Source organism: Brevundimonas sp. T2-11 (genome assembly GCF_055397675.1).
In genome coordinates, this window is record NZ_AP027920.1 from 3144919 (window position 1) to 3164107 (window position 19189).

A 19189-nucleotide genomic window follows, 5' to 3' on the forward strand; every position below is an offset into this window, starting at 1 on the left:
CCGAAAACGACCGATCAGCCCTGCCAGAAGCCGACGATCTTCTTGACCTCGTCCACGACCGGCTGGGCCACCTCGCGAGCGCGTTCGGCGCCGACGGCCAGGGCGCGGTCGATCTCGGCCGGGTCGGCCATCAGGCGGCGCATTTCGGCGGTGACCGGAGCCATCGACGTGACCGCCAGCTCGGCCAGCTTGGGCTTGAAGGCGCCGAAGCCCTGACCGCCGAACTCGGCCAGAACAGCCTCGCGCGTCGTGTCCGACAGGGCGGCGTAGATGGCCACCAGGTTCTTGGCCTCGGGCCGCCCGTCCAGACCCTCGACCGTGTCCGGCAGGACGTCCATGTCCGACTTGGCCTTCTTGATCTTGGCGGCGATGGTGTCGGCGTCGTCGGTCAGGTTGATGCGCGACAGGTCCGACGGATCGGACTTGGACATCTTGGCCGACCCGTCGCGCAGGCTCATGACCCGTGTGCCCGGCCCCTGGATCAGCGGCTCCGGCTGCGGGAAGAAGCCCGGAACGCCGAAGTCGTTGTTGAACTTGGCGGCGATGTCGCGCGTCAGCTCCAGATGCTGCTTCTGATCCTCGCCGACCGGCACCTCGGTCGCCTTGTAGAGCAGGATGTCCGCCGCCTGCAGCACCGGATAGGTGTAGAGGCCGACGCTGGAGCGTTCCTTGTGCTTGCCCGACTTCTCCTTGAACTGGGTCATCCGGTCCAGCCAGCCGAGGCGGGCGACGCAGTTGAAAATCCAGGCCAGCTCGGCGTGGGCCGGCACCGCCGACTGCGGGAAGATGGTCGCCTTGGCCGGGTCCAGACCCGCCGCCAGATAGGCCGCCGCGATCTCGCGCGTCTGGGCCGTCAGCTTCTCGGGCTCCTGCCAGACGGTGATGGCGTGCATGTCGGCGACGAAGACGAACAGGGGCGCGCCCGTGTCCTGCAGCTCGGTAAAGCGCTTCAGCGCCCCCAGATAGTTGCCCAGGTGCAGGGCGCCGGAGGCCTGGATGCCGGACAGGATACGGCGCGGACCGGTGTAGGGGGCCGGGGTCTGATCAGTCATAGAAAGGTTCTCGGGGACTCAAAGAGGCTGGATTCGGCGCGCGCGCAGGCGTGCGGGGTCGTGCGGTGAACAGTCAGCCGCGCCATCGCCGGGCGACGAAAGGGTGTCCCGAATGAGCCATGCCTTCGCGCTTACCGGCTCAGGCCGCGAAGGGCAAGCTTACCGCCCCTTGCGGATCAGGCCCTTGATCTCGGCGACGGTGATCGCGCGGGTGGCGAAGGCCAGGGCGACGTAGGTCAGACCGCCCGCCGCCACGACGGCGAGGAGGGTCAGCTCCTTGGCGCCGTGGTCCGATCCGATCGCGCCCAGCAGGCCCTCGACGGGCGCCTGCAGCATCGGCCGCGCCCAGGAGGCGAGGCCGACCACCACGCCCAGACCGATACTCGCCAGACCAATGCGCGCCAGGCGCGAGATCGCGGCCGGGCTCGGCCGGTAATGGCCGCGCCGCCACAGGGTGGCGCCGAGCAAAAGGGCGTTGGTCCAGGCCGCGGCGCTGACCGCCGCCGCGATGCCGGAAATGCCCATGCCCAGGTTGAACAGGGCGATGGCCAGGGCCGCGTTCACCGCCACCGAGACCAGGGCGAAGGCCATGGGGCGGCGCGTGTCGCCGCGCGCGAAGAAGGCCGGGGCCAGGATGCGGATCAGGACGAAGGCGGGCACGCCCCAGCCGAACTGGAACAGGGCCTGGGCCGTGTTGACGGCGTCGACCTGCAAGAAGGCGCCGCGCGTGAACAGGGCGTCGATCAGGAAATAGGGCATGGCCATCAGGGCCGCCGCCGCCGGCAGGGTCAGGGCCATGGACAGGGCCAGGGCCTCATCCATCGAGGCCTGCTGCTGGCCATGGTCCTTCGACGCCACCGCCGCCGACAGACGCGGCAAGAGGGCGATGCCGATGGCCACCCCGACCAGACCCAGCGGCAGCTGGTAAAGGCGGTCCGCCGTAGCCAGCCAGGTCCGCCCGCCCGCCACGAAGCTGGACAGGTTGCCCGAGATGAAGACATTGATCTGGGTCGCCGAGTTGCCGATGGCGGCCGGAATGGCGGTGATGATGATGGCCTTCACCGCCGGGGTCAGTTTCGGCAGGGTCAGGCGGATATTGGCCCCCGCCTTCCTCGCCGCCCACCAGCACAGGCCCGCCTGGGCCACGCCCGCCACGGCCACGCCCCACGACGCCGCGTAGGCGGCGCCCACCTGATCGCCCTTGGCCGGGATGACGGCGGCCAGCATGATCAGGTTCAGCAGGATGGGATAGGCCCCCGAGACAATGAAGCGCCCGCGCGCGTTCAGCACGCCTGACAGCAGGGAGGCGATCGCCATGCAGGGCAGGTAGGGCATGGTGATCTGGGTCAGGATCACCGCCAGCTTGAAGCGGGCCGGATCATCGAGGAAGCCGATGTTGATGACCGTCATCAGCCACGGCATCGTCAGCTGGGCCAGGATAGTCAGGACCACGGTGACGGCGGCCACGGCGGCCAGGGCGTCGGTGGCGACCTGATCGGCCACGGCCTCACCCTCGGTCTTCAGCGTCTTGGCGTAGGCCGGAACGAAGGCGGCGGCGAAGGCCCCCTCGGCGAAGATGCGGCGGAACAGGTTGGGGAAGTTCAGGGCGGTGTTGTAGGCGTCCGCGGCCGGTCCCGCCGAGGCCCCGAGGGCCGCCGAGATCACCACGTCGCGCGCGAACCCGGCCAGACGGCTGAGCAGGGTCATGGCGCTGAAGATGGCCGAGGAGCGCATGACGCCCCCCCCTTTGGGCGCGTCGACCTTCACCGTCGTCGAGGCGGCGGGCGGCTGCACCACAGGCTCCACCGTAGCGTTCGCAGCCGGAACCGGGGCCGCCGGTTCGATGGGATCGGTCTTGTCGTTCACGGCTGGTCTCTGTGCTCGCCCGACAAACGCCTTAGCGCGCCCGCGACCCGCTGGATACGGGCTTGCGTCCGATCTCGCCTTCCAGATCGGAGACGTCGCGCACGCTGGCCCGCACCGGCGTGATACGCCGCCCCGCCGGCCCCTGCGGCGCGCGGTCGAGAACCTCCAGCAGCCCCGCCTTCAGCCCCTCCAGCCGTCCCGCATCGCTCGGCTTACGCCCGTCGGCGTCAGTGATGTAGAAGCCGTCCACCGCCCGCTCGCCGAAGCTGGCGATGTGAGCAGAGCGGGTGGAGTAGCCGTACGCCGAGATGGTCCGCGCCAGCTCGGCCAGCAGGCCGGGACGGTCGGCGCCCGACACCTCGACCACCACGGCGCTGGCGCCTGTCTCGACGTCGATCCGCACCACCGGCCGGACCTCGAACACCGCCCGGCGGGCGCTGACGCGCGGGGTCTCGACCGCCGAGGTCCGCGCCCCCTTCTGCGCCGCCCGTTCCAGCGCCTTGACCAGGATGGCCAGCCGCCGCGGCTCGCGCCAGCCATAGGCCTCGCCTGCCCCGTCCTGCAGCTCGAAAACGTCCAGCGCCGTGCCGTCCTCGGCCGTGGCCAGGCGCGCCCCGACGACGTCGGCCCCGGCCATGGCCAGGGTCGCGGCCAGGTCGGCGAACAGACCGGGCCGGTCCAGCGCCGCCACCGCCACGCGCGCGGTGGATTCCAGCGGTCCCTCGGCGGGCAGGGCCTCGACCGCCGCCCCTTCGCGCCGCGCCCGCTCCACCAGGGCCGGATGATCGACCAAGGGGTCCTCGCGCGTCACGGCGTCGCCGCGGAACAGGGCCTCGGTCGCCTCGAACAGGGCCCGCATCAGTTGACCCTTCCAGCCGTTCCACACGCCCGGCCCCACGGCGCGGATGTCGGCCACCGTCAGCACCATCAGCATTCGCAGGCGCTCCGGGTCGCCGACGGCCTCGGCGAAGGCCCGTACGGTGGAGGGGTCCGACACGTCGCGCTTTTGCGCATAGTCGCTCATCAGCAGGTGATGGCGCACCAGCCAGACCACCAGCTCGATCCGGCGCGGGTCGACGCCCAGCCGCTCGCAGGCCCGGCGCGCGGCGATGGCCCCGTCCTCCAGCTGCCCCCGGTCGCCGCCCTTGCCCACGTCGTGCAGCAGCATGGCCAGCATCAGCACCTCGATATCGGCGATGCGGTGGATGATGGTGGTCGAGGCCGGATGGTCGGCCTCCAGCTTGCCGCGCGCAATGTCGTTGATGATCCCCACGGCCTGCAGGGTGTGCTCGTCCACCGTATAGGCGTGGTACATGTTGAACTGGGTCTGGCCGGCGATCCGCCCCCATTCGGGCAGGAACCGGCCCAGCAGGCCGGTCTCGTTCATGATCGACAGAACGCGATAGGGCCGCGCCCCGTGCGCCAGCACCGTCAGGAAGGCCTCGGCCGCGCGCGGGTCGCGTCGCAAGGCCGGCGTCACCAGCGACAGGGCGCGGATCACGGCGGCGAAGGCGTCGGGGTGCAGGTCCAGATCCAGCCGGTCGGCCTCGACGAACAGCAGCAGCAGCCGCACCGGATCATGGGCGAAGACCGAGCCCCCCGTCACCGTCAGCCGCCCGCCCTCGATGGCCAGACCGTCGAAAGCCAACTTGGCGCGCCTGCGCGGGATCAACCGCGACAGGCCGCGCGCCAGGCCTTGCGCCTTCTTCTGCTGGCGCGCCTCTAGCTGGGCCGAGACGGCGCGGGTCAGGGCGCCCACCTCGCGCGCCACCTGGAAATAGCGGCGCATGAAGCGCTCGACCGCCAGTTCGTCGCCGCGCCCGCGCCAGCCCATGCGCCGGGCGATCTCGGGCTGGAAGTCGAAGGTCAGCTTCTCCTCCGCCCGACCGGCCGCCAGATGCAGATGGATGCGCACGCTCCACAGGAAGCCGATGGCCTCGCGGAAGCTGCGCAGCTCGCGCGCGCTCAGCAGGCCCTCCAGCGCCGCCTGTCCGCGTTCGCTATCCGGCGCCAGGGATCGAGCGATCCAGAACAGGGTGTTCAGGTCGCGCAAGCCGCCCTTGCCGTCCTTGACGTTGGGCTCGACGCGATAGCGCACCGCCCCGGTCTTCTGCAGGCGGACATCGCGCTCCTCCATCTTGGCGGCGATGAAGGGGCGAGGATCGGCCTTGGCGACTTCGACGCGGAACCGCCGCAGCAGGTTTTCGCCGAGAGCGGCGTCCCCCGCCAACACCCGCGCCTCCAGCAGGGTGGTGCGCACCGTCATGTCGCTGCGCGCCAGCTCCAGGGCCTCGCCGACCGAGCGCGAGGCCGAGCCGACCTTCAGGCCCAGGTCCCACAGGACATAGTGGACGAATTCGATCACAGCCTCGGCGCGGGCGCTGGCCGTCTGGCCGGGCCGCAGGAACAGAAGGTCGAGATCGGAAAAGGGCGCCAGGACGCCCCGCCCGTAGCCGCCCACCGCCAGCAGGCAGAGGCGGTCCTGCGGCGCCGGATGCAGGACCTCGGTCGCCACCCGCCACAGGCTGGTCAGCATGGCGTCGGCGGCGGCGGCGTAGAGGCGCGCCGCCTCGGCCCCGTCGATCCCGCCCTCCAGCCGCCGGGCGATGCGGGCGCGGTCTATGGCGAAGTTTTCGCGCAGGAGCGCGGTGACGGCGGCGCGGGCGTCGGGCGCCGAGGCGGCCTGAACCAGACGCGGATCAAGGGCCGCCGCAGAGGTCACGAGCGCGACAGGCCCTTCAGCCGATACAACGCCTCCAGCGCCTCGCGCGGGGTCAGCTCATCGGGGTCGATGGCCGCGACCGCGTCGTCCAGCGCCGAGCTGATCGGAACTGCAGCCGGCTCGGCCACGGCGGCGAACAGGGGCAGGTCGTCCAGACGCGCCGACGCCGTCTTCTCGCTCTCCAGCCGCTCCAGCACCTCTCGAGCGCGCCCCACCACCGAGGCCGGCACCCCCGCCAGCCGGGCCACCTGCACCCCGTAGGAGCGGTCCGCCGCTCCCGGCGCCGCCTCGTGCAGGAAGACCAGGTCGCCGTTCCACTCGCGCGCCTTCATCGACAGGTTGCAGACGTGGTCCAGCCGCTCCTCCAGCCGGGCCAGCTCGTGATAATGGGTGGCGAACAGGGTGCGGGCGCGATTGGTCTCGTGCAGGGCCTCGGCCGTGGCCCAGGCGATGGCCAGACCGTCATAGGTGGCGGTGCCGCGCCCGATCTCGTCCAGCACCACAAAGCTGTGCGGCGTGGCCTGGGTCAGGATGGCGGCGGTCTCGACCATCTCCATCATGAAGGTGGAGCGGCCGCGCGCCAGATCATCCCCGGCCCCGACGCGGCTGAACAGGCGGTCCACCACCCCCAGCCGCATGGCGCGCGCGGGCACGAAGGCGCCCGCCTGGGCCAGGACCACCAGCAGGGCGTTCTGGCGCAGGAAGGTCGACTTGCCGGCCATGTTCGGGCCTGTGACGATCGACAGGCGCGAGGCCCCGGCGCCGTCGCCGGCCAGCCGGCAATTGTTCGGGGTGTAGGGATCGCCCTGGGCCGTCACCGCCGCCTCGACCACCGGGTGCCGTCCGGCCTCGACATCGAAGCACAGGCTGTCGTCGACCACCGGGCGGACGGCGCCAACTTCTTCCGCCCATTCGGCCAGGGCGGCGTGGGCGTCCAGCTCGGCCAGGGCCTCGGCCACGCCCTGCAGCGGCCCGGCCAGCCGCGCCACCTCGCGCCGCCAGCCTTCGAAGGTCTCGCCCTCCATGGCCAGGGCGCGGTGCCCGGCCTGGCTGATCTTCGCATCCAGCTCCGACAGTTCGACCGTGGTGAAGCGGACCTGATTGGCCAGGGTCTGGCGGTGGATGAAGGGGCTGTCGGGTCCGGCCCGCAGCAGGCTTTCCGCCGCCTTGGCCGAGGCCTCGAGGAAGTAGCCCAGCACGGCGTTGTGGCGCACCTTGAAGACCACGCCGCTCTCGGCCACGGCGCGCGCTTCGAGGTCCGCGACCACGCGGCGGCTGTCGTCGCGCAGGGTGCGGGCGGCGTCCAGCTCGGGTCGGTGGCCGGGGTTCACGAAGCCGCCGTCGCGCGCCAGATGCGGCGGCTCCTCCATCAGACCGTCGATCAGATCGGCCAGCAGGTGCGACAGTTCCCCGTCCAGCGTCAGACGGTCGAGACAGGCCAGAACCCGGCTCGGGGGCCCGGCCAGAGGATCATTCGCCGAGGCCGCGAACAGCCCGGCCAGAGCCTGCGCCGTCGTCAGGCCGGAACGGATGGCCGCCAGATCGCGCGGCCCGCCGCGTCCCAGCGCCAGACGCGAGGTCGCCCGCGCCACATCGGCCGAGGACCGCAAGCCGTCGCGCAGATCGCGCCGCAGGTCGCGCCGCTCCAGCAGCCACTCGACCGCATCCAGCCCGGCGTTGATCGCCGCCGGATCGCGCAGGGGCCGCGAAATGCGTTCCGCCAGGGCTCGCGCCCCGCCCGAGGTGACGCTGCGGTCGATGCAGTGCAACAGGGAGCCGTCGCGCTCGCCCCTCTGGGTCCGGTCGATCTCGAGGCTGAGACGCGTCGCCGGATCGATGGCCAGAAACCCGCTCTCGCCCGAGCGGCGCGGCGGGGCCAGAGCCGGGATCTTGCCGGCTTGCGTCGTCTCCAGATAGGCGGCGATCAGGCCGAGCGCCGAGACCTCGGCCTCCTCGAAGGCGCCGAAGCCGTCCAGGGCCGAGACGCCGTAGAGCCGCTGCACCCGGTCGCGGGCGCCCACCGGCTCGGCCAAGGCTTGCGGCATGGCCTGAACCACCCCGCCGGAGCCGTCCAGCGCCCCCTTCAGCGTCTCATCAGAGAAGAGGCGGTCAGGGACCAGAACTTCCGACGGCCGGAAGGCCGCCAGCGCTGCGCCCAGGTCCGACAGGTCGCAGGCCACGCTGTCCACCGCCCCGGCCGACAGCTCGACCACGGCCACGGCGGCGCGGCCCTTGCGGATCGCCACGGCGGCCAGCCGGTTGGCCCCGCGCGCGTCCAGCAGGCTGTCCTCGGTCAGGGTGCCGGGCGTCACCACCCGCACCACCCCGCGATGCACCACGGCCTTGGAGCCACGCTTCTTGGCCTCGGCGGGGTTCTCCAGCTGCTCGCAGATGGCGACCTTGAAGCCCATGCGGATCAGCCGCGCCAGGTAGCCGTCCATGGCGTGGACCGGCACCCCGGCCATGGGGATGTCCTCGCCCTGATGCTTGCCCCGCTTGGTCAGGGCGATGCCCAGGGCCGCCGCGGCCTTGACCGCGTCGTCAAAGAACAGCTCGTAGAAGTCGCCCATGCGGAAGAAGAGGATGGCGTCCGGCTGATCGGCCTTGGCCGCCAGGAATTGCGCCATGACCGGCGTCGTTCCGGCGTCGGGCTTGAGATCGGCTTGCGGGGGGTGGGCGATGGGCGCGTTCATACGCCGCGCAAGGTGACGGATCGGCGCCCCCGCCTCAAGCGTCGGCTTGCAGCTTCACCGTAGAAATGGTCATCTTCCTTGGGGGAAGTCATGACCAAGAAGACCTATATCGCACAGCCGATCCTCGGATGGTGGCGCGCTGTCGAGATCGTCGGTTGGATCTATACGGCCATAGCGGCCGTTCTGGCCGTGCTGTTCACAATCGAATGGAGCCTGCTGAAGGCCATAGGCGACGGTGGCCTGGTTCTCCAGGACACGCCCCTGCTGAGCGGCTTTGAAATAGCCATGCGCAGCTTCGGCGTCCTCGGCCTCGTCAGCTATTGGCTGGGCGTGGTTCTGACCTTGATCTGGTACTATCGCGCGAACAGCAACGCCCATGCTCTCGGCCTTCGCCTCGAGAACACACCCAAATGGGCGGTGGCCTGGTTTTTCATCCCCTTCGCCATGCTGTTCAAACCCTACGGCGTCACCAGCGAACTGTGGCGCTCCAGCGTCCATCCGGACAGCTGGCGCGGAAAGCCGGACCCCACACGGATGCGATGGTGGTGGGCGACCGTGCTGATCGGAAAAATCGGCGCCAGCCTCAGCGACAAGCTCTATCTCTCCGGAAGCACAGCTACGGCTGGGTTCGGCGCGCTGTCGCTGGCCCTTTCGTCCGGTCTGATCGTCGTGGCGGGCGTCCTCTTCCTCTCGATGGGCCGAGAGATATCGAAACGCCAGCAAGCCCTGATCGACCAGGACTACAAACGGGCGGACACGCTCGGTCAGGCGGTCTGGAACACCTGACGGGGATCAGGCGGCGTTGCTGATGTGCAGGCGCAGGCGCGAGGCGACGGCGGCGGGTGCCTCGTCCAGGGCCAGGGCGTCCCAGTCGATGTCGGGCTTGGCCGCATGCGAAGCGGCGACGATGGCGCGCAGTTCGGCGGCCGAGGCCACGCTGGCGATCACCTGGGCCACGCCGGGGAGGTTCAGGGCATAGGCCAGGGCCGCCTGCATCGGATCGACCCTCGCCTCGGCCAGACGACGGCGCGTGCGCGACAGGGCTATGCCGTGCGCGGCCAGTTCCGGCGGCAGACTCTCGCGGTTGGCGAACAGCAACCCTTGCGCGAAGACCGAGGCCAGATGCACCTCGACGCCCTGCCCGGCTAGGGTCTCGATGACCCCGCCGCGCGCGGCGCGCTGATCCAGAATATTGCAGGCGACCTGCACCACGTCGGGCTGGAAACGGCGGGCCAGCAGGGCCGGGCCGTCTTCGACGGTGGCGACGAAGCCGATCTTGCGGAAGATTCCCCGTTCCCTGAGCGCCTGCAGACGGGCCCACAGGGCGCGGCCCTCGGCCCCCGCCAGATCGGCGGCGTTCTGCACCAGGACGGCGTCGCCGCGCGGCAGGCCCATGCGCTCCAGCGAGCGGCGGGCGCGGGCCTCGACCCGGTCCAGACCATCGGCCAGGGGCACGGTGCGCACGGTGACGCGGAAGGGCGAAGGGAAGGGCCAGGCCTGACCCAACAGCCGCTCGACGTCGCCTTCGGGCCGGGTCGCCACCAGACCGACGCCCGCGTCGCCCGCGGTCTGCAGCAGATGGCGCATGGCGTCCTCCCGCTGGCCGGGCGGCAGCGGGCGGGACCGTTCGGGCTCTGTCACCACCGCGATGGCGAGCCGGTCGGCCGGAGAGGGCGGAAGGGCGAATCTCACGACGCCGATATTCAGCGCCAAAGCTTAAGGGAGATTGACCGAAATCAAGGCTGTTGGTGAACGAACAGGCTTAATCCGCATCCGGCTGATTGTCGGGATGCGCCGCGACGAAGGCCGGATGCCGGTCCGCTTGGGCCTCGACCGCCAGCAGGCGCGGAAAGGCTGTCAGGTCGACGTTGAAACGGCGCGCCGAATAAATTTGCGGGATCAGGTAGCAGTCGACCAGGCTCGGGGCGTCGCCGAAGCACCAGCCCTCGCCGTGACGCGTCACCATCGCCTCCAGCGCCGTGAAGCCGTCAAGGATCCAGCGCCCGGCCCAGGCGTCGACGCCCGTCTGATCGGCGCCGAGCTCGCGCACCGCCTTCAGGACCCGCAGATTGTTCAGCGGATGGATGTCGCAACCGATCAGGGCCGCCATGGCGCGAACGACCGCGCGGTCCGCCGCACCGGACGGCAGCAGGGCCGGGGCGGGATGCGCCTCCTCCAGCCACTCCAGAATAGCGGGGCTCTGGGTCAGGACCAGGCCGTTGTCCGTCTCCAGCGCCGGAACCAGGCCCTGAGGGTTCAAGGCGAGGTAGGCCTCGGACTTCTGCGCCCCCGTCCGCAGATCGACCGGAGAGGTCTCGTAGGCCAGCCCCTTCAGGTTGAGGGCGATGCGGGTGCGATAGCTGGTGCCCGAGCGCCAGTAGCCGTGCAGGATCATGACTTCACCGTGAAACTGAGCGGAGACAGGCCGTCGATGCGCGCCTCGACCCGGTCGCCGGGAACCACCGGTCCGACGCCCTCGGGCGTGCCGGTGAAGATCAGGTCGCCCGGTTGCAGGGCCCACAGCTCATTGGCCTTGGCCAGGATGCCCGCCGGGTCCCAGATCATGTCCGACAGCCGACCCGACTGACGCATCTCGCCATTGATCTTCAGCTCGATCGCCGCATCGACGTCGGGCAGGGCGCCGAGCGTCAGGGCGCCGCAGGGCGCCGACTGGTCAAAGGCCTTGCCCGCCTCCCACGGCCGCCCCTTGGTCTTGGCCTCGGCCTGCAGATCGCGCCGCGTCAGATCGACGCCCACGGCCCAGCCGGCCACGGCCCCGTCCTCGCCGACGGCGACGACCAGTTCGACCTCATGATGCAGGTTGGCCGTCGCCGACGGATAGGCCGGATCGGCCCCGTCCACGACCAGGGCGTCCGCCGGCTTGGCGAAGAAGAAGGGGGCGGGCTTGTTCGGATCAGCCCCCATTTCCCGGGCGTGGGCGGCGTAGTTCTGGCCCACGCAGAGGATGCGCCGGACGGGAAAACGGCGGGCGTCTCCGACAATGGGCAAGGAGGGGGTCGGCGCGGGCGGGAACAGCCATTGGGTCATGACGTTGTTCTAGGACGACGCTTCCAGCGACGCCAGAAGGCGGTCGCGCGGCGGCCTGAGGTCTGCGGCCTTGCAGGAACCTTGGTCGTCGGTGTGGCGTTCGGGGCGGGGGTTCTCTATTTAATCGTCAAGCTTACAACCCAGCGGAGCGCGCAACATGGCCACGACCAAGGCTCGGGAAGACATCAAGAACGACCTGAAGACCCTCAAGGAGGATCTGAAGACCGGCGCGCGCGAGGAAACGCAGCGCCTCAAGGAAAAGGCCGCCGCCGCCGAGGCCCGCCTGCGCGAGCAGGGCGAGGAACTGCGCGAGAAGGCCCGCGGCTACTATGACGACGCCCGCGTGCGCGGCCGTGAATATTACGACGACGCCGCCGAGCGCTTCGAGGAAGCCCAGCGCTATGTCGTCGAGCGCGTTCAGGAACGCCCCGTCCAGTCGACCGCCATCGCCCTCGGCGTCGGCTTCGTTCTGGGCCTGCTCATCGCCGGTCGCCGCCGCTGATGTTCGGGCGGGGGCTGATCAACCGCGCCGTCGCGACCTTCATCGCGGGCGGCGCGGGCTTCGTGGCCATGGTCGCCCTGGGGGCCACGGTCTATTATCTTCTGGCGCTCATCGTCGTGCCTCTGGCGGCGGCGGCCATCACCTCGGCCATCTTCGCCTTGATCGCCCTGATCATCGCCCTGGTCTTCGTTCGCCGCGCCTACGGCGAAGACGAGGAGGAGGAACAGGAACCGGAAAGCCTGGGCATGCGCGCCTTCCACCTGTTCCAGGAACGCCCCATCCTGGGCGCGGCGGCAGCCTTGGCCGGCGGCTTCATCTTCCTGCGCAACCCCGCCCTGGCCACCATGGTCGCGGCGGCCTTTACTGAAAAGAGCCGCCAACGCCGTCGATAAACGGCGGAACGGTCAAGTCTTCGGAGCGTTGTTATCGACAGGTGAAGCGATCGGCACAGAGCGGCCGATGGTTTTACCTCCGTCAACAATGTTCCGGAGGACCGTCCATGCTTCGTTGGGCTATTATATTCTTTATTATCGCCTTGGTCGCCGCTGTTCTCGGTTTCGGCGGAATCTCGGGCATGTCGTTCGAGATCGCCAAATTCATCGCCATCATCGCCGTGATCCTGTTCGTGGTCTCGCTGGTCATGGGCGGCATGCGCGGGCGCGGGCCGCGCGTCTGACGCGACTCACCCGGCCTTGAATGAAGAGGCCCCGGCGATCCGCCGGGGCCTTTTTCGTCCGCGCCGCCTCAGGTGACGGCGGCCTCCATCTCACCGGGCGTGGTCGGGTCGGGCGCGGTGTCGGCCCGGCGCGTGTCCTGACGACGCGGCAGACGCCAGGTCTGGTGATCCTCGAACCGCTTGCCGGTCCAGACCACCGCCGTGACCACGATCTCGACCGCATCCCACTCGATCCGGTTGAAGCTGGGCGGCGCCCCGCGCTCGCGATGCGACAGGGTCCCGCAACCGATGGCGTAGGAACAGCGGTCCGAGAGGTCGATCCCCAGGGCGAACGGCACGTGGACGTGTCCGGTAGTGATCAGGTCCACCCCCGCCTCGGCGAAGATCAGGGCGGCCCGGTCGCCGCGCTTGACCTCGCCGGTCATCGGCGCGCCGATCATCTCGATCAGCGGATGGTGGCAGGCCAGAATCCGCAAGGCCCCGATCGGCGCATGCCGCAGGGCCTCGGCCGCCCGGCGCGTCTGGTCCAGGTCGATGACCCCCTTGGACCAGTTGGGCCGGGCCTGCCAGCCGCGCGCCGTGGTCACGCCGCGCACCATCAACTCGGGGCGCTTGAACTCGTGATCGTGGGCCGGGTGGCCGGTGGCCTTCTCAAACGCCCGCCACGGCCAGAACAGCCGCGCCATCACATCCCAGTAGGGCACATCGTGATTGCCCACCGTGACGAAGACCGGCTGGGGCATGGCGCGGATCCATTGGCCCGCCGCCTCGAACTCAGCCGGCAGGCCGCGCTGGGTGATATCCCCGGTGACCAGCACCAGATCATGCGGCGTCGCATGGGCGTAGTCGAGCGCGGCGGCCACGGCGTGAACATGCTCGCAACCGAAATGCACGTCGGAGAACTGAAGCACCCGCCCCATCAGACACTGTCCTCGCCCGCGGGCGGACGCGGCGCCAGGGCCCGAAAGGCGCGCGGCTGGAAGCTGACGGCGGCCTCGCGCCCCAGCAGCACGGGCTCGCCGTCGATCACCGCCGGGATCTTCGAACGCGCCGAGACCCCGATCCAGCGTGCGGGCCGGGTCGTCACATTGGGATCGTGACGCCAGTCGTCGAACAGGGCGTGCGCCGCCAGGCGGAAGGCCTGGGCCGCATCCGACGGATTCATCGCCGCCGCCTCCAGCCCGTCGCACTTGACCATGGCCTTGGAGATGAGGGGACTGATCAGCACCAGAGCCTCGGCCCGGCGCTTGTCGCCGCCGTCCAGACTGTATCGCAGGCGACCGGTGAAGGCCCGCTTCAACGCCCGCCGTCCGTACATCCAGGCCAGTTTCAGCTTGCCGGTGCGCATGGCCTCGCGCGCCGGCGCCCACAGGGCCGGAGACCCCAGGATGGCCGCACAGTAAAAGGCCTCGCCTTCGACCACCCCGCCCGAAACGACCATGGGCTCGCCCTCGTCCAGCGCTCGCCGCAGGGCCGCCTTCCAGTCCGCCGTACCGTACAGGGCCTTGGGCAGCATGTTCATGGTGCCGCCGGGCAGGGGCGCGATCAGCGGACCCTTCATGCCCGCCTGCGCCGCCACCGACCGCGCCGTGCCGTCTCCGGCTAGGACGAACAGAACGTCCGGCCCGGCCGCCAGGGCCTTGGCGATCTGATCCGGAATTCCAGGCCCCTCCAGCGTCGTCACCGTCGCTTCGCAATCATATAGCGACAGGATGGCCTCGGCCTCGGCGGCGGCCTGGGGGCCGACCCCGCCGGACAGGGGATTGACCACGATCGCCACCCGGCGAACCGAGGCGTGAAGCGCGTGGCGGGGCGTTTCAGGAGAAGCGGCGGGCGCGGAAGCGTCGGTCATGGGCGGCGAACGCCCGATTTCCCGCGCCGGTTCCGCCTGGCCGCGCCGCCGAACAAAATAATGTGAAGCTTGGCGCCCCCGCCCCGGAACCGCCGCGTTTTCCCTGCGTTCTGTCAGCCTCAGGGGAGCCACCTCGGACGAAGGACAGATCCATGAACAAGGCGATCATCGCCATCGCCGGCGCCGGCCTTCTGGTCACCGCCTGCGCCAGTGACCCGTATTACGGCGGCGGCAGCAACGAAACCGTTCGCCAGGGCGCCATCGGCGCCGGCCTCGGCGCGGTGGCCGGCGCCATCATCGGCAACAACGTCGGCGGTGGCAACGCCGCGACCGGCGCCGCCATCGGCGCCCTCGCCGGCGGCGCAGCGGGCGCCATCCGCGGCTCCAGCCAGGACCGCAACAACCAGCAGCGTTATCGCGACAATCAGGGCCGTTATTACTACTGCTATGATAACCGCCAGACCGAGTGCTACTGGGAAAACGGCCAGCGTCGCTACTAAGACGACACTGGCGCCCGAAGGCTTTTCGGGTCAGGTTTCAGGGGCGGCTCGCGAAGGCGGGCCGCCCTTTCTGCTTTCGTAGTCTTGCGCGCCCGGGGCTGGGCGTTCTGTCGAAGGGCTGACCGATGAAACCCATCCTCCCTGCCGTCGCCGCGAGCGGCCTGATCCTGGCCCTGCTGGCCGGCTGCTCGACCCCCGGCGCCTACAAGAAACGCAGCGATCTGGTCAGCGACCCCGCCGCCTGCGCCGCCAGGCGGTTCGAGGTCTATTTCGATCAGGATCAGGCCCGCCTGACCACCGCCGCGCGCGAGGCCATCAGCCTCACCGCCACCCAGCTTCAGGGCTGCGACATCACCAGGGTTCAGGTGCTGGGCCTGGCCGACGCCCGCAGCGGCACCGCCGCCGCCAACCAGTCCCTGTCGGAACGCCGCGCCCGTTCCGTGGCTGAAGCCCTGGCCGCCGCAGGCCTGCCCGCTCCCGCCTTCGAGGTCGCCGCCGCCGGCGCCGAGGGCGCCCTGGTCAACGGCGTCAACGACCCCCTGCGTCGCCGCACAGAGGTGGTGATCGAGGCCCAGCCCCGGCGCTAGGCCTTCCTGACGCAGGGGCTTCCCACGCGCTGCGTCAGCGCCTCCCGCCTGCGACGATGCGGGGCGGTGGCTGTCGGGCGGCTGGGCGTCTAAGGTCGGCGCCTGTCCTTCGTCGCCCGGTGCCGCCCCTTGCGTCTTCTCGTCGCCCTTCTCGTCTGGCTGACCTTCGCCGCCTCGGCTTCGGCGGCGCCCTCCGCCCTGGATCAGGCGCTGAAGGCGGGCGCCGCTCCGGTCGCCGCCGGGCCGCAGCGCACCGAGCGGATCGAGGCCGAACTGGTCCCCATGAGCGCCTGGGCCACGCCCGGCTCGACGGCGATCGTCGCCGTGCGTCAGAAGATCAAGCCCGGCTGGCACACCTACTGGCGCAACCAGGGCGATTCCGGCGGCCCGACGACGCTGAGCTGGAGCCTGCCTGACGGCGTCGTCCCCGGCGACATCCTGTGGCCCCTGCCCGAGCGCCAGCGGCTGCAGAGCCTGATGAACTACGGCTATTCGGACGTGGTTTTCCTGCCCGTCCCGCTGCAGGTCCCCGCCTCGGTCCAACCGGGCCAGACCCTGTCCTTGCGCGTCACCGCCCACTTCTACGTCTGCAGCGACGAGATGTGCGTACCCGAGGACCTCGACCTGTCCCTCAGCCTGCCGGTGCGCGACGGCGCCGCTCCGCTGGACCCGCGTCACGGTCAGGCCATTCAGGTCGCGGTCGCCTCGGCCCCCCGTCCCGCCGGGATCGAGGCCCGCGCCGCCTTCGCCGACGGCCGGCTGACCCTCAGCGCCAGCGGCGGACCGCTGGCGGACGCCGCGCCGAAATGGGCCTACTTCTTCCCCTTCGAAGGCGGGGTCATCGACCACGCCGCCGCCCAGACCGGCCAGCGCGGTCCGCAGGGCCTGACCCTGACCCTCGCCCCCGGGCGCGGCCTGACCGCCAACGGTCTGAAGCCGCCGCTGTCGGGCGTCCTGTCCACCGATCTCGGCGCCTGGGAGATTTCGGCGGAACAGGGCGCGGCCCTGGGCGAGGTCTCGGGCGAAGGTGTCATCGGCGACGGCGAGGCGGCGCAAACCCCGGCCTCGTCCACGACGCCGCTCGCCTTTCTTCAGGCCGCCCTGTTCGCCCTGCTGGGCGGACTGATCCTCAACCTGATGCCCTGCGTCTTCCCCATCCTGGCGATGAAGGCGGCGGCGCTCAGCCGCTCGGCCCACGAACCGGCAGAGGCCCGCCGCGACGGCCTGGCCTTCCTCGCCGGGGTGCTGGCGACCTTCCTTGTTCTGGCCGGGGCGCTTCTGGCCCTGCGCGCGGGCGGACAGGCCCTCGGCTGGGGCTTCCAGCTTCAGTCGCCCGGCGTGGTCGCCGCCCTGGCCCTGCTGATGCTGGCCGTGGCCCTGAACCTGTCGGGCGTCTTCCACGTCGGCGGCGGCCTGCAGGGCGCCGGGCAGGGCCCCCTGTCACGCCTGCCCGGCGCCGCGGGCGCCTTCTTCACCGGGATCCTGGCCGTGGTCGTGGCCGCCCCCTGCACCGCGCCCTTCATGGCCTTCGCCCTGGGGGCCGCCCTGCTCATGCCCTGGCCCATGGCCCTGGTGGTCTTCCTCATGCTCGGCCTCGGCCTGGCCCTGCCCTATGTCCTGATCAGCCTCAGCCCGCGCCTTCTGTCGCGCCTGCCCCGGCCCGGCCCGTGGATGGAGACGCTGCGCAACCTGCTGGCCTTCCCCATGTACGGCGCCGCCCTGTGGCTGGCCTGGGTCTATGGCCGTCAGACCGCCGACGCGCTCGCCCTGCTGTTCGGCGCGGGCCTGATGCTGGCCCTGGCCCTGTGGCTTTACGGTCGTTCGCAGGCCGCGCCAGGCAAGGGCCGCCTCGCCGCGGTCGCCGCCCTCCTGTTCCTGCTCGCCGCCCTGGGCCTTGGCGTTCTGGCCGCGCGCGCCGCGCCGGCCTCGACCGACGGCGCCGCTTCGTCGGCGCATCTGCCGTCGCAGCCCTGGTCGGAACAGGCCGTGCAGACCGCCCTCGCCGAGGGCCGTCCGGTCCTGGTCAACTTCACCGCCGACTGGTGCGTCACCTGCAAGATCAACGAGGGCGCGGCTCTGTCCTCGGCCCGCACGGCCGAGGCGATGCAGGCGGCCAACGCCGTCTATCTGGTCGGCGACTGGACCCGCCGCGACGATTCCATCACCGCCGAACTGCAGCGTCACGGCCGCTCCGGCGTTCCACTGTACCTGCTGTATGCGCCGGGTCGCGCCAAACCCCGCGTCCTGCCGCAACTGCTGACCGAAGGGACCGTCGTCGATGCCCTGAAAGACGCCGCCTCTTAGACCTCACCTGCCCATGTCCTGAAGGAGACCACCCGATGATCCGCATGCTGACCGTCGCTTCCGCCTCGCTTCTCCTGCTCGCCGCCTGCCAGCAGCCGCCTGCTGCAACGCCCGACAAGGCCGCACCCGCCGCGACTGAAACCGCCGCCGTCGCCGGACCGGGCGACATGGCCCCGGCCTTCACCCTGGTCGACGCCGAGGGCGTGCAGCGCTCGCTGGCCGACTTCAAGGGCAAGACCGTCGTTCTGGAGTGGACCAACGAAGGCTGCCCCTTCGTGAAGAAGCACTACACCGGCGCCATGCAGGCCCTACAGCGCGAGGCGACCGCCGACGGCGTGGTCTGGCTGACCATCATCTCCTCGGCGCCCGGAACCCAAGGCTTCGTCGAGGGCGAAGAGGCGAGGGCCTGGAAGGCCAAGCACCAGGCCGCCTTCACCCACCTGCTGCTGGATCCGACCGGCGAGGTCGGCAAGCGCTACGACGCCAAGACCACGCCCGACATGCGCATTATCGATCCCGAAGGGCGTCTGATCTTCATCGGCGGCATCGACGACCGGCCCACCAACAAGGTCGAGGATCTGGAAGGCGCGAACAACTTCGTCCGCACCGCCCTGGCCGACGCCAAGGCCGGCCGCCCCGTCCAGACCGCCTTCGCCCAACCCTATGGCTGCGCGATCAAATACCCGGAGACGGTGGAGAGCTGAGAAAGACAACTCAGCCCTCTGCGAAGCGGGATTTCAAACAGGGCTCAAGTAGCCCGAAGGGCGATAGCCCCTAAAAAGAAAACCTCGCCGGGCGGCTACGCCGCCGGGCGAGGCGGCGAGGTGATGACCTCGACGTTGTCGTTCAGCAGATAGGCCAGCTCTTCCAGCGCGACCTTGCGCTCGGCGGCGTTGGGCGCGGTTTCGACCGCCGCGACCTTCCTGGGCATGTCTTCCGAAATGCCGCGCAGGATGCATTTCAGGTCATTGTCGGTGCCGCGCTCCTTGAGTACCAGATGGCCCTGCAGGTCGCGGGCGGCCAGATCGCTCGCCTGGGTCTTGAAGCCGGTGAAAGCGGCGCCCGTCATGAAGCCCTCGGCGTCGGCCTCGCCCGAGGCGATCCAGCCGTCGACGATCGCCTTCAGCGACCCCGAGCGCGTCACCAGATCGGCGAACAGGGGCTCATGCGCCACCGAGACGGGGGCGTCGGCCGCGACGGGCGGCTGGGCCGCGGCTTCGGCCACCGAAGGGTCGCTGAGCAGCAGGGCGGCGGCGAGGATGATTCCGCAGGACATGGGGGATCCCTTTCACTGACGGCCGGGTCGAGCTTCCGCGCGGAAACCCATATTGACCCGGTCATTGATTGAACTCTTCTAGGCCTGAGCCGTAAACATGGGCTTGCAAGC

18 protein-coding genes are annotated in these 19189 nt (G+C 70.3%); 8 read left to right on the top strand and 10 right to left on the bottom strand.

The window, feature by feature from the left end; translation table 11 throughout:
• Nucleotides 1-14 precede the first annotated feature (14 nt).
• From trpS to mutS, 4 genes are all read right to left on the bottom strand, one after another.
• Nucleotides 15-1052: a tryptophan--tRNA ligase gene (trpS, locus tag ACZ5XO_RS15140; RefSeq protein ID WP_292084981.1), complete on the bottom strand. Its 1038-nt coding sequence runs from the start codon at nucleotides 1050-1052 to the stop codon at nucleotides 15-17.
• A gap of 159 nt (nucleotides 1053-1211) precedes the next feature.
• Nucleotides 1212-2918: a murein biosynthesis integral membrane protein MurJ gene (gene murJ / locus ACZ5XO_RS15145; protein ID WP_464163213.1), complete on the bottom strand. Its 1707-nt coding sequence runs from the start codon at nucleotides 2916-2918 to the stop codon at nucleotides 1212-1214.
• A gap of 31 nt (nucleotides 2919-2949) precedes the next feature.
• Nucleotides 2950-5640: a [protein-PII] uridylyltransferase gene (gene glnD, locus ACZ5XO_RS15150; protein ID WP_464163214.1), complete on the bottom strand. Its 2691-nt coding sequence runs from the start codon at nucleotides 5638-5640 to the stop codon at nucleotides 2950-2952.
• Complete coding sequence (gene mutS, locus ACZ5XO_RS15155) at nucleotides 5637-8333, bottom strand: DNA mismatch repair protein MutS (RefSeq protein WP_464163215.1); 2697 nt, start codon at nucleotides 8331-8333, stop codon at nucleotides 5637-5639. The genes glnD and mutS overlap by 4 nt, the downstream gene beginning before the upstream one ends.
• A 90-nt stretch (nucleotides 8334-8423) precedes the next feature.
• On the opposite strand from mutS, the gene ACZ5XO_RS15160 reads away from it, so the two are divergent.
• Nucleotides 8424-9119, top strand: coding sequence for a DUF4328 domain-containing protein (locus ACZ5XO_RS15160; protein WP_464163216.1), 696 nt, complete (start codon nucleotides 8424-8426; stop codon nucleotides 9117-9119).
• A 6-nt stretch (nucleotides 9120-9125) separates the two neighbouring features.
• Here ACZ5XO_RS15160 and ACZ5XO_RS15165 read toward each other — a convergent pair whose 3' ends face one another.
• The 3 genes from ACZ5XO_RS15165 to ACZ5XO_RS15175 all read right to left on the bottom strand — a co-directional run bounded on the left by ACZ5XO_RS15165 (nucleotide 9126) and on the right by ACZ5XO_RS15175 (nucleotide 11381).
• Nucleotides 9126-10025 carry an aldo/keto reductase gene (locus ACZ5XO_RS15165; protein ID WP_464163217.1) on the bottom strand — a complete coding sequence of 300 codons (900 nt, stop codon included), beginning with the start codon at nucleotides 10023-10025 and terminating at the stop codon, nucleotides 9126-9128.
• A gap of 70 nt (nucleotides 10026-10095) precedes the next feature.
• Entirely contained in the window at nucleotides 10096-10728 is a 633-nt protein-coding gene (gene maiA / locus ACZ5XO_RS15170; RefSeq protein ID WP_464163218.1) for a maleylacetoacetate isomerase, read from the bottom strand.
• On the bottom strand, nucleotides 10725-11381 hold the full coding sequence (locus ACZ5XO_RS15175; protein WP_464163219.1) for a fumarylacetoacetate hydrolase family protein: 657 nt from the start codon (nucleotides 11379-11381) through the stop codon (nucleotides 10725-10727). Before ACZ5XO_RS15175 ends, maiA begins: the two co-directional genes overlap by 4 nt.
• Before the next feature lie 157 nt (nucleotides 11382-11538).
• Here ACZ5XO_RS15175 and ACZ5XO_RS15180 point away from each other — a divergent pair, with 157 nt between their 5' ends.
• The 3 genes from ACZ5XO_RS15180 to ACZ5XO_RS15190 all read left to right on the top strand — a co-directional run bounded on the left by ACZ5XO_RS15180 (nucleotide 11539) and on the right by ACZ5XO_RS15190 (nucleotide 12559).
• Nucleotides 11539-11883 carry an ElaB/YgaM/YqjD family protein gene (locus tag ACZ5XO_RS15180; RefSeq protein ID WP_312781514.1) on the top strand — a complete coding sequence of 115 codons (345 nt, stop codon included), beginning with the start codon at nucleotides 11539-11541 and terminating at the stop codon, nucleotides 11881-11883.
• On the top strand, nucleotides 11883-12275 hold the full coding sequence (locus tag ACZ5XO_RS15185; protein ID WP_464163220.1) for a hypothetical protein: 393 nt from the start codon (nucleotides 11883-11885) through the stop codon (nucleotides 12273-12275). Before ACZ5XO_RS15180 ends, ACZ5XO_RS15185 begins: the two co-directional genes overlap by 1 nt.
• A 107-nt stretch (nucleotides 12276-12382) precedes the next feature.
• Nucleotides 12383-12559 (top strand): DUF1328 domain-containing protein, encoded by a 177-nt coding sequence (locus tag ACZ5XO_RS15190; RefSeq protein ID WP_105562824.1) that lies wholly within the window; start codon nucleotides 12383-12385, stop codon nucleotides 12557-12559.
• Nucleotides 12560-12627: 68 nt separating this feature from the next.
• On the opposite strand, the gene ACZ5XO_RS15195 is transcribed toward ACZ5XO_RS15190, so the two are convergent.
• Both ACZ5XO_RS15195 and ACZ5XO_RS15200 read right to left on the bottom strand, forming a co-directional pair.
• On the bottom strand, nucleotides 12628-13479 hold the full coding sequence (locus tag ACZ5XO_RS15195) for a metallophosphoesterase family protein (RefSeq protein WP_464163221.1): 852 nt from the start codon (nucleotides 13477-13479) through the stop codon (nucleotides 12628-12630).
• Nucleotides 13479-14411, bottom strand: a complete 933-nt coding sequence (locus ACZ5XO_RS15200) for a diacylglycerol/lipid kinase family protein (protein ID WP_464163222.1) — start codon at nucleotides 14409-14411, stop codon at nucleotides 13479-13481. Before ACZ5XO_RS15200 ends, ACZ5XO_RS15195 begins: the two co-directional genes overlap by 1 nt.
• 152 nt (nucleotides 14412-14563) lie before the next feature.
• On the opposite strand from ACZ5XO_RS15200, the gene ACZ5XO_RS15205 reads away from it, so the two are divergent.
• From ACZ5XO_RS15205 to ACZ5XO_RS15220, 4 genes are all read left to right on the top strand, one after another.
• Nucleotides 14564-14911, top strand: a complete 348-nt coding sequence (locus tag ACZ5XO_RS15205; RefSeq protein ID WP_464163223.1) for a YMGG-like glycine zipper-containing protein — start codon at nucleotides 14564-14566, stop codon at nucleotides 14909-14911.
• A 125-nt stretch (nucleotides 14912-15036) separates the two neighbouring features.
• Nucleotides 15037-15498 (top strand): OmpA family protein, encoded by a 462-nt coding sequence (locus ACZ5XO_RS15210; RefSeq protein WP_464163224.1) that lies wholly within the window; start codon nucleotides 15037-15039, stop codon nucleotides 15496-15498.
• A gap of 129 nt (nucleotides 15499-15627) precedes the next feature.
• Nucleotides 15628-17802 carry a protein-disulfide reductase DsbD family protein gene (locus tag ACZ5XO_RS15215; RefSeq protein WP_464163225.1) on the top strand — a complete coding sequence of 725 codons (2175 nt, stop codon included), beginning with the start codon at nucleotides 15628-15630 and terminating at the stop codon, nucleotides 17800-17802.
• 35 nt (nucleotides 17803-17837) lie between these two features.
• A complete protein-coding gene (locus ACZ5XO_RS15220) occupies nucleotides 17838-18506 on the top strand; it encodes a thioredoxin family protein (RefSeq protein WP_464163226.1) in 669 nt (222 codons plus the stop codon).
• 95 nt (nucleotides 18507-18601) lie between these two features.
• Here ACZ5XO_RS15220 and ACZ5XO_RS15225 read toward each other — a convergent pair whose 3' ends face one another.
• Nucleotides 18602-19078, bottom strand: coding sequence for a hypothetical protein (locus tag ACZ5XO_RS15225; RefSeq protein WP_464163227.1), 477 nt, complete (start codon nucleotides 19076-19078; stop codon nucleotides 18602-18604).
• Between the last annotated feature and the right edge of the window lie 111 nt (nucleotides 19079-19189).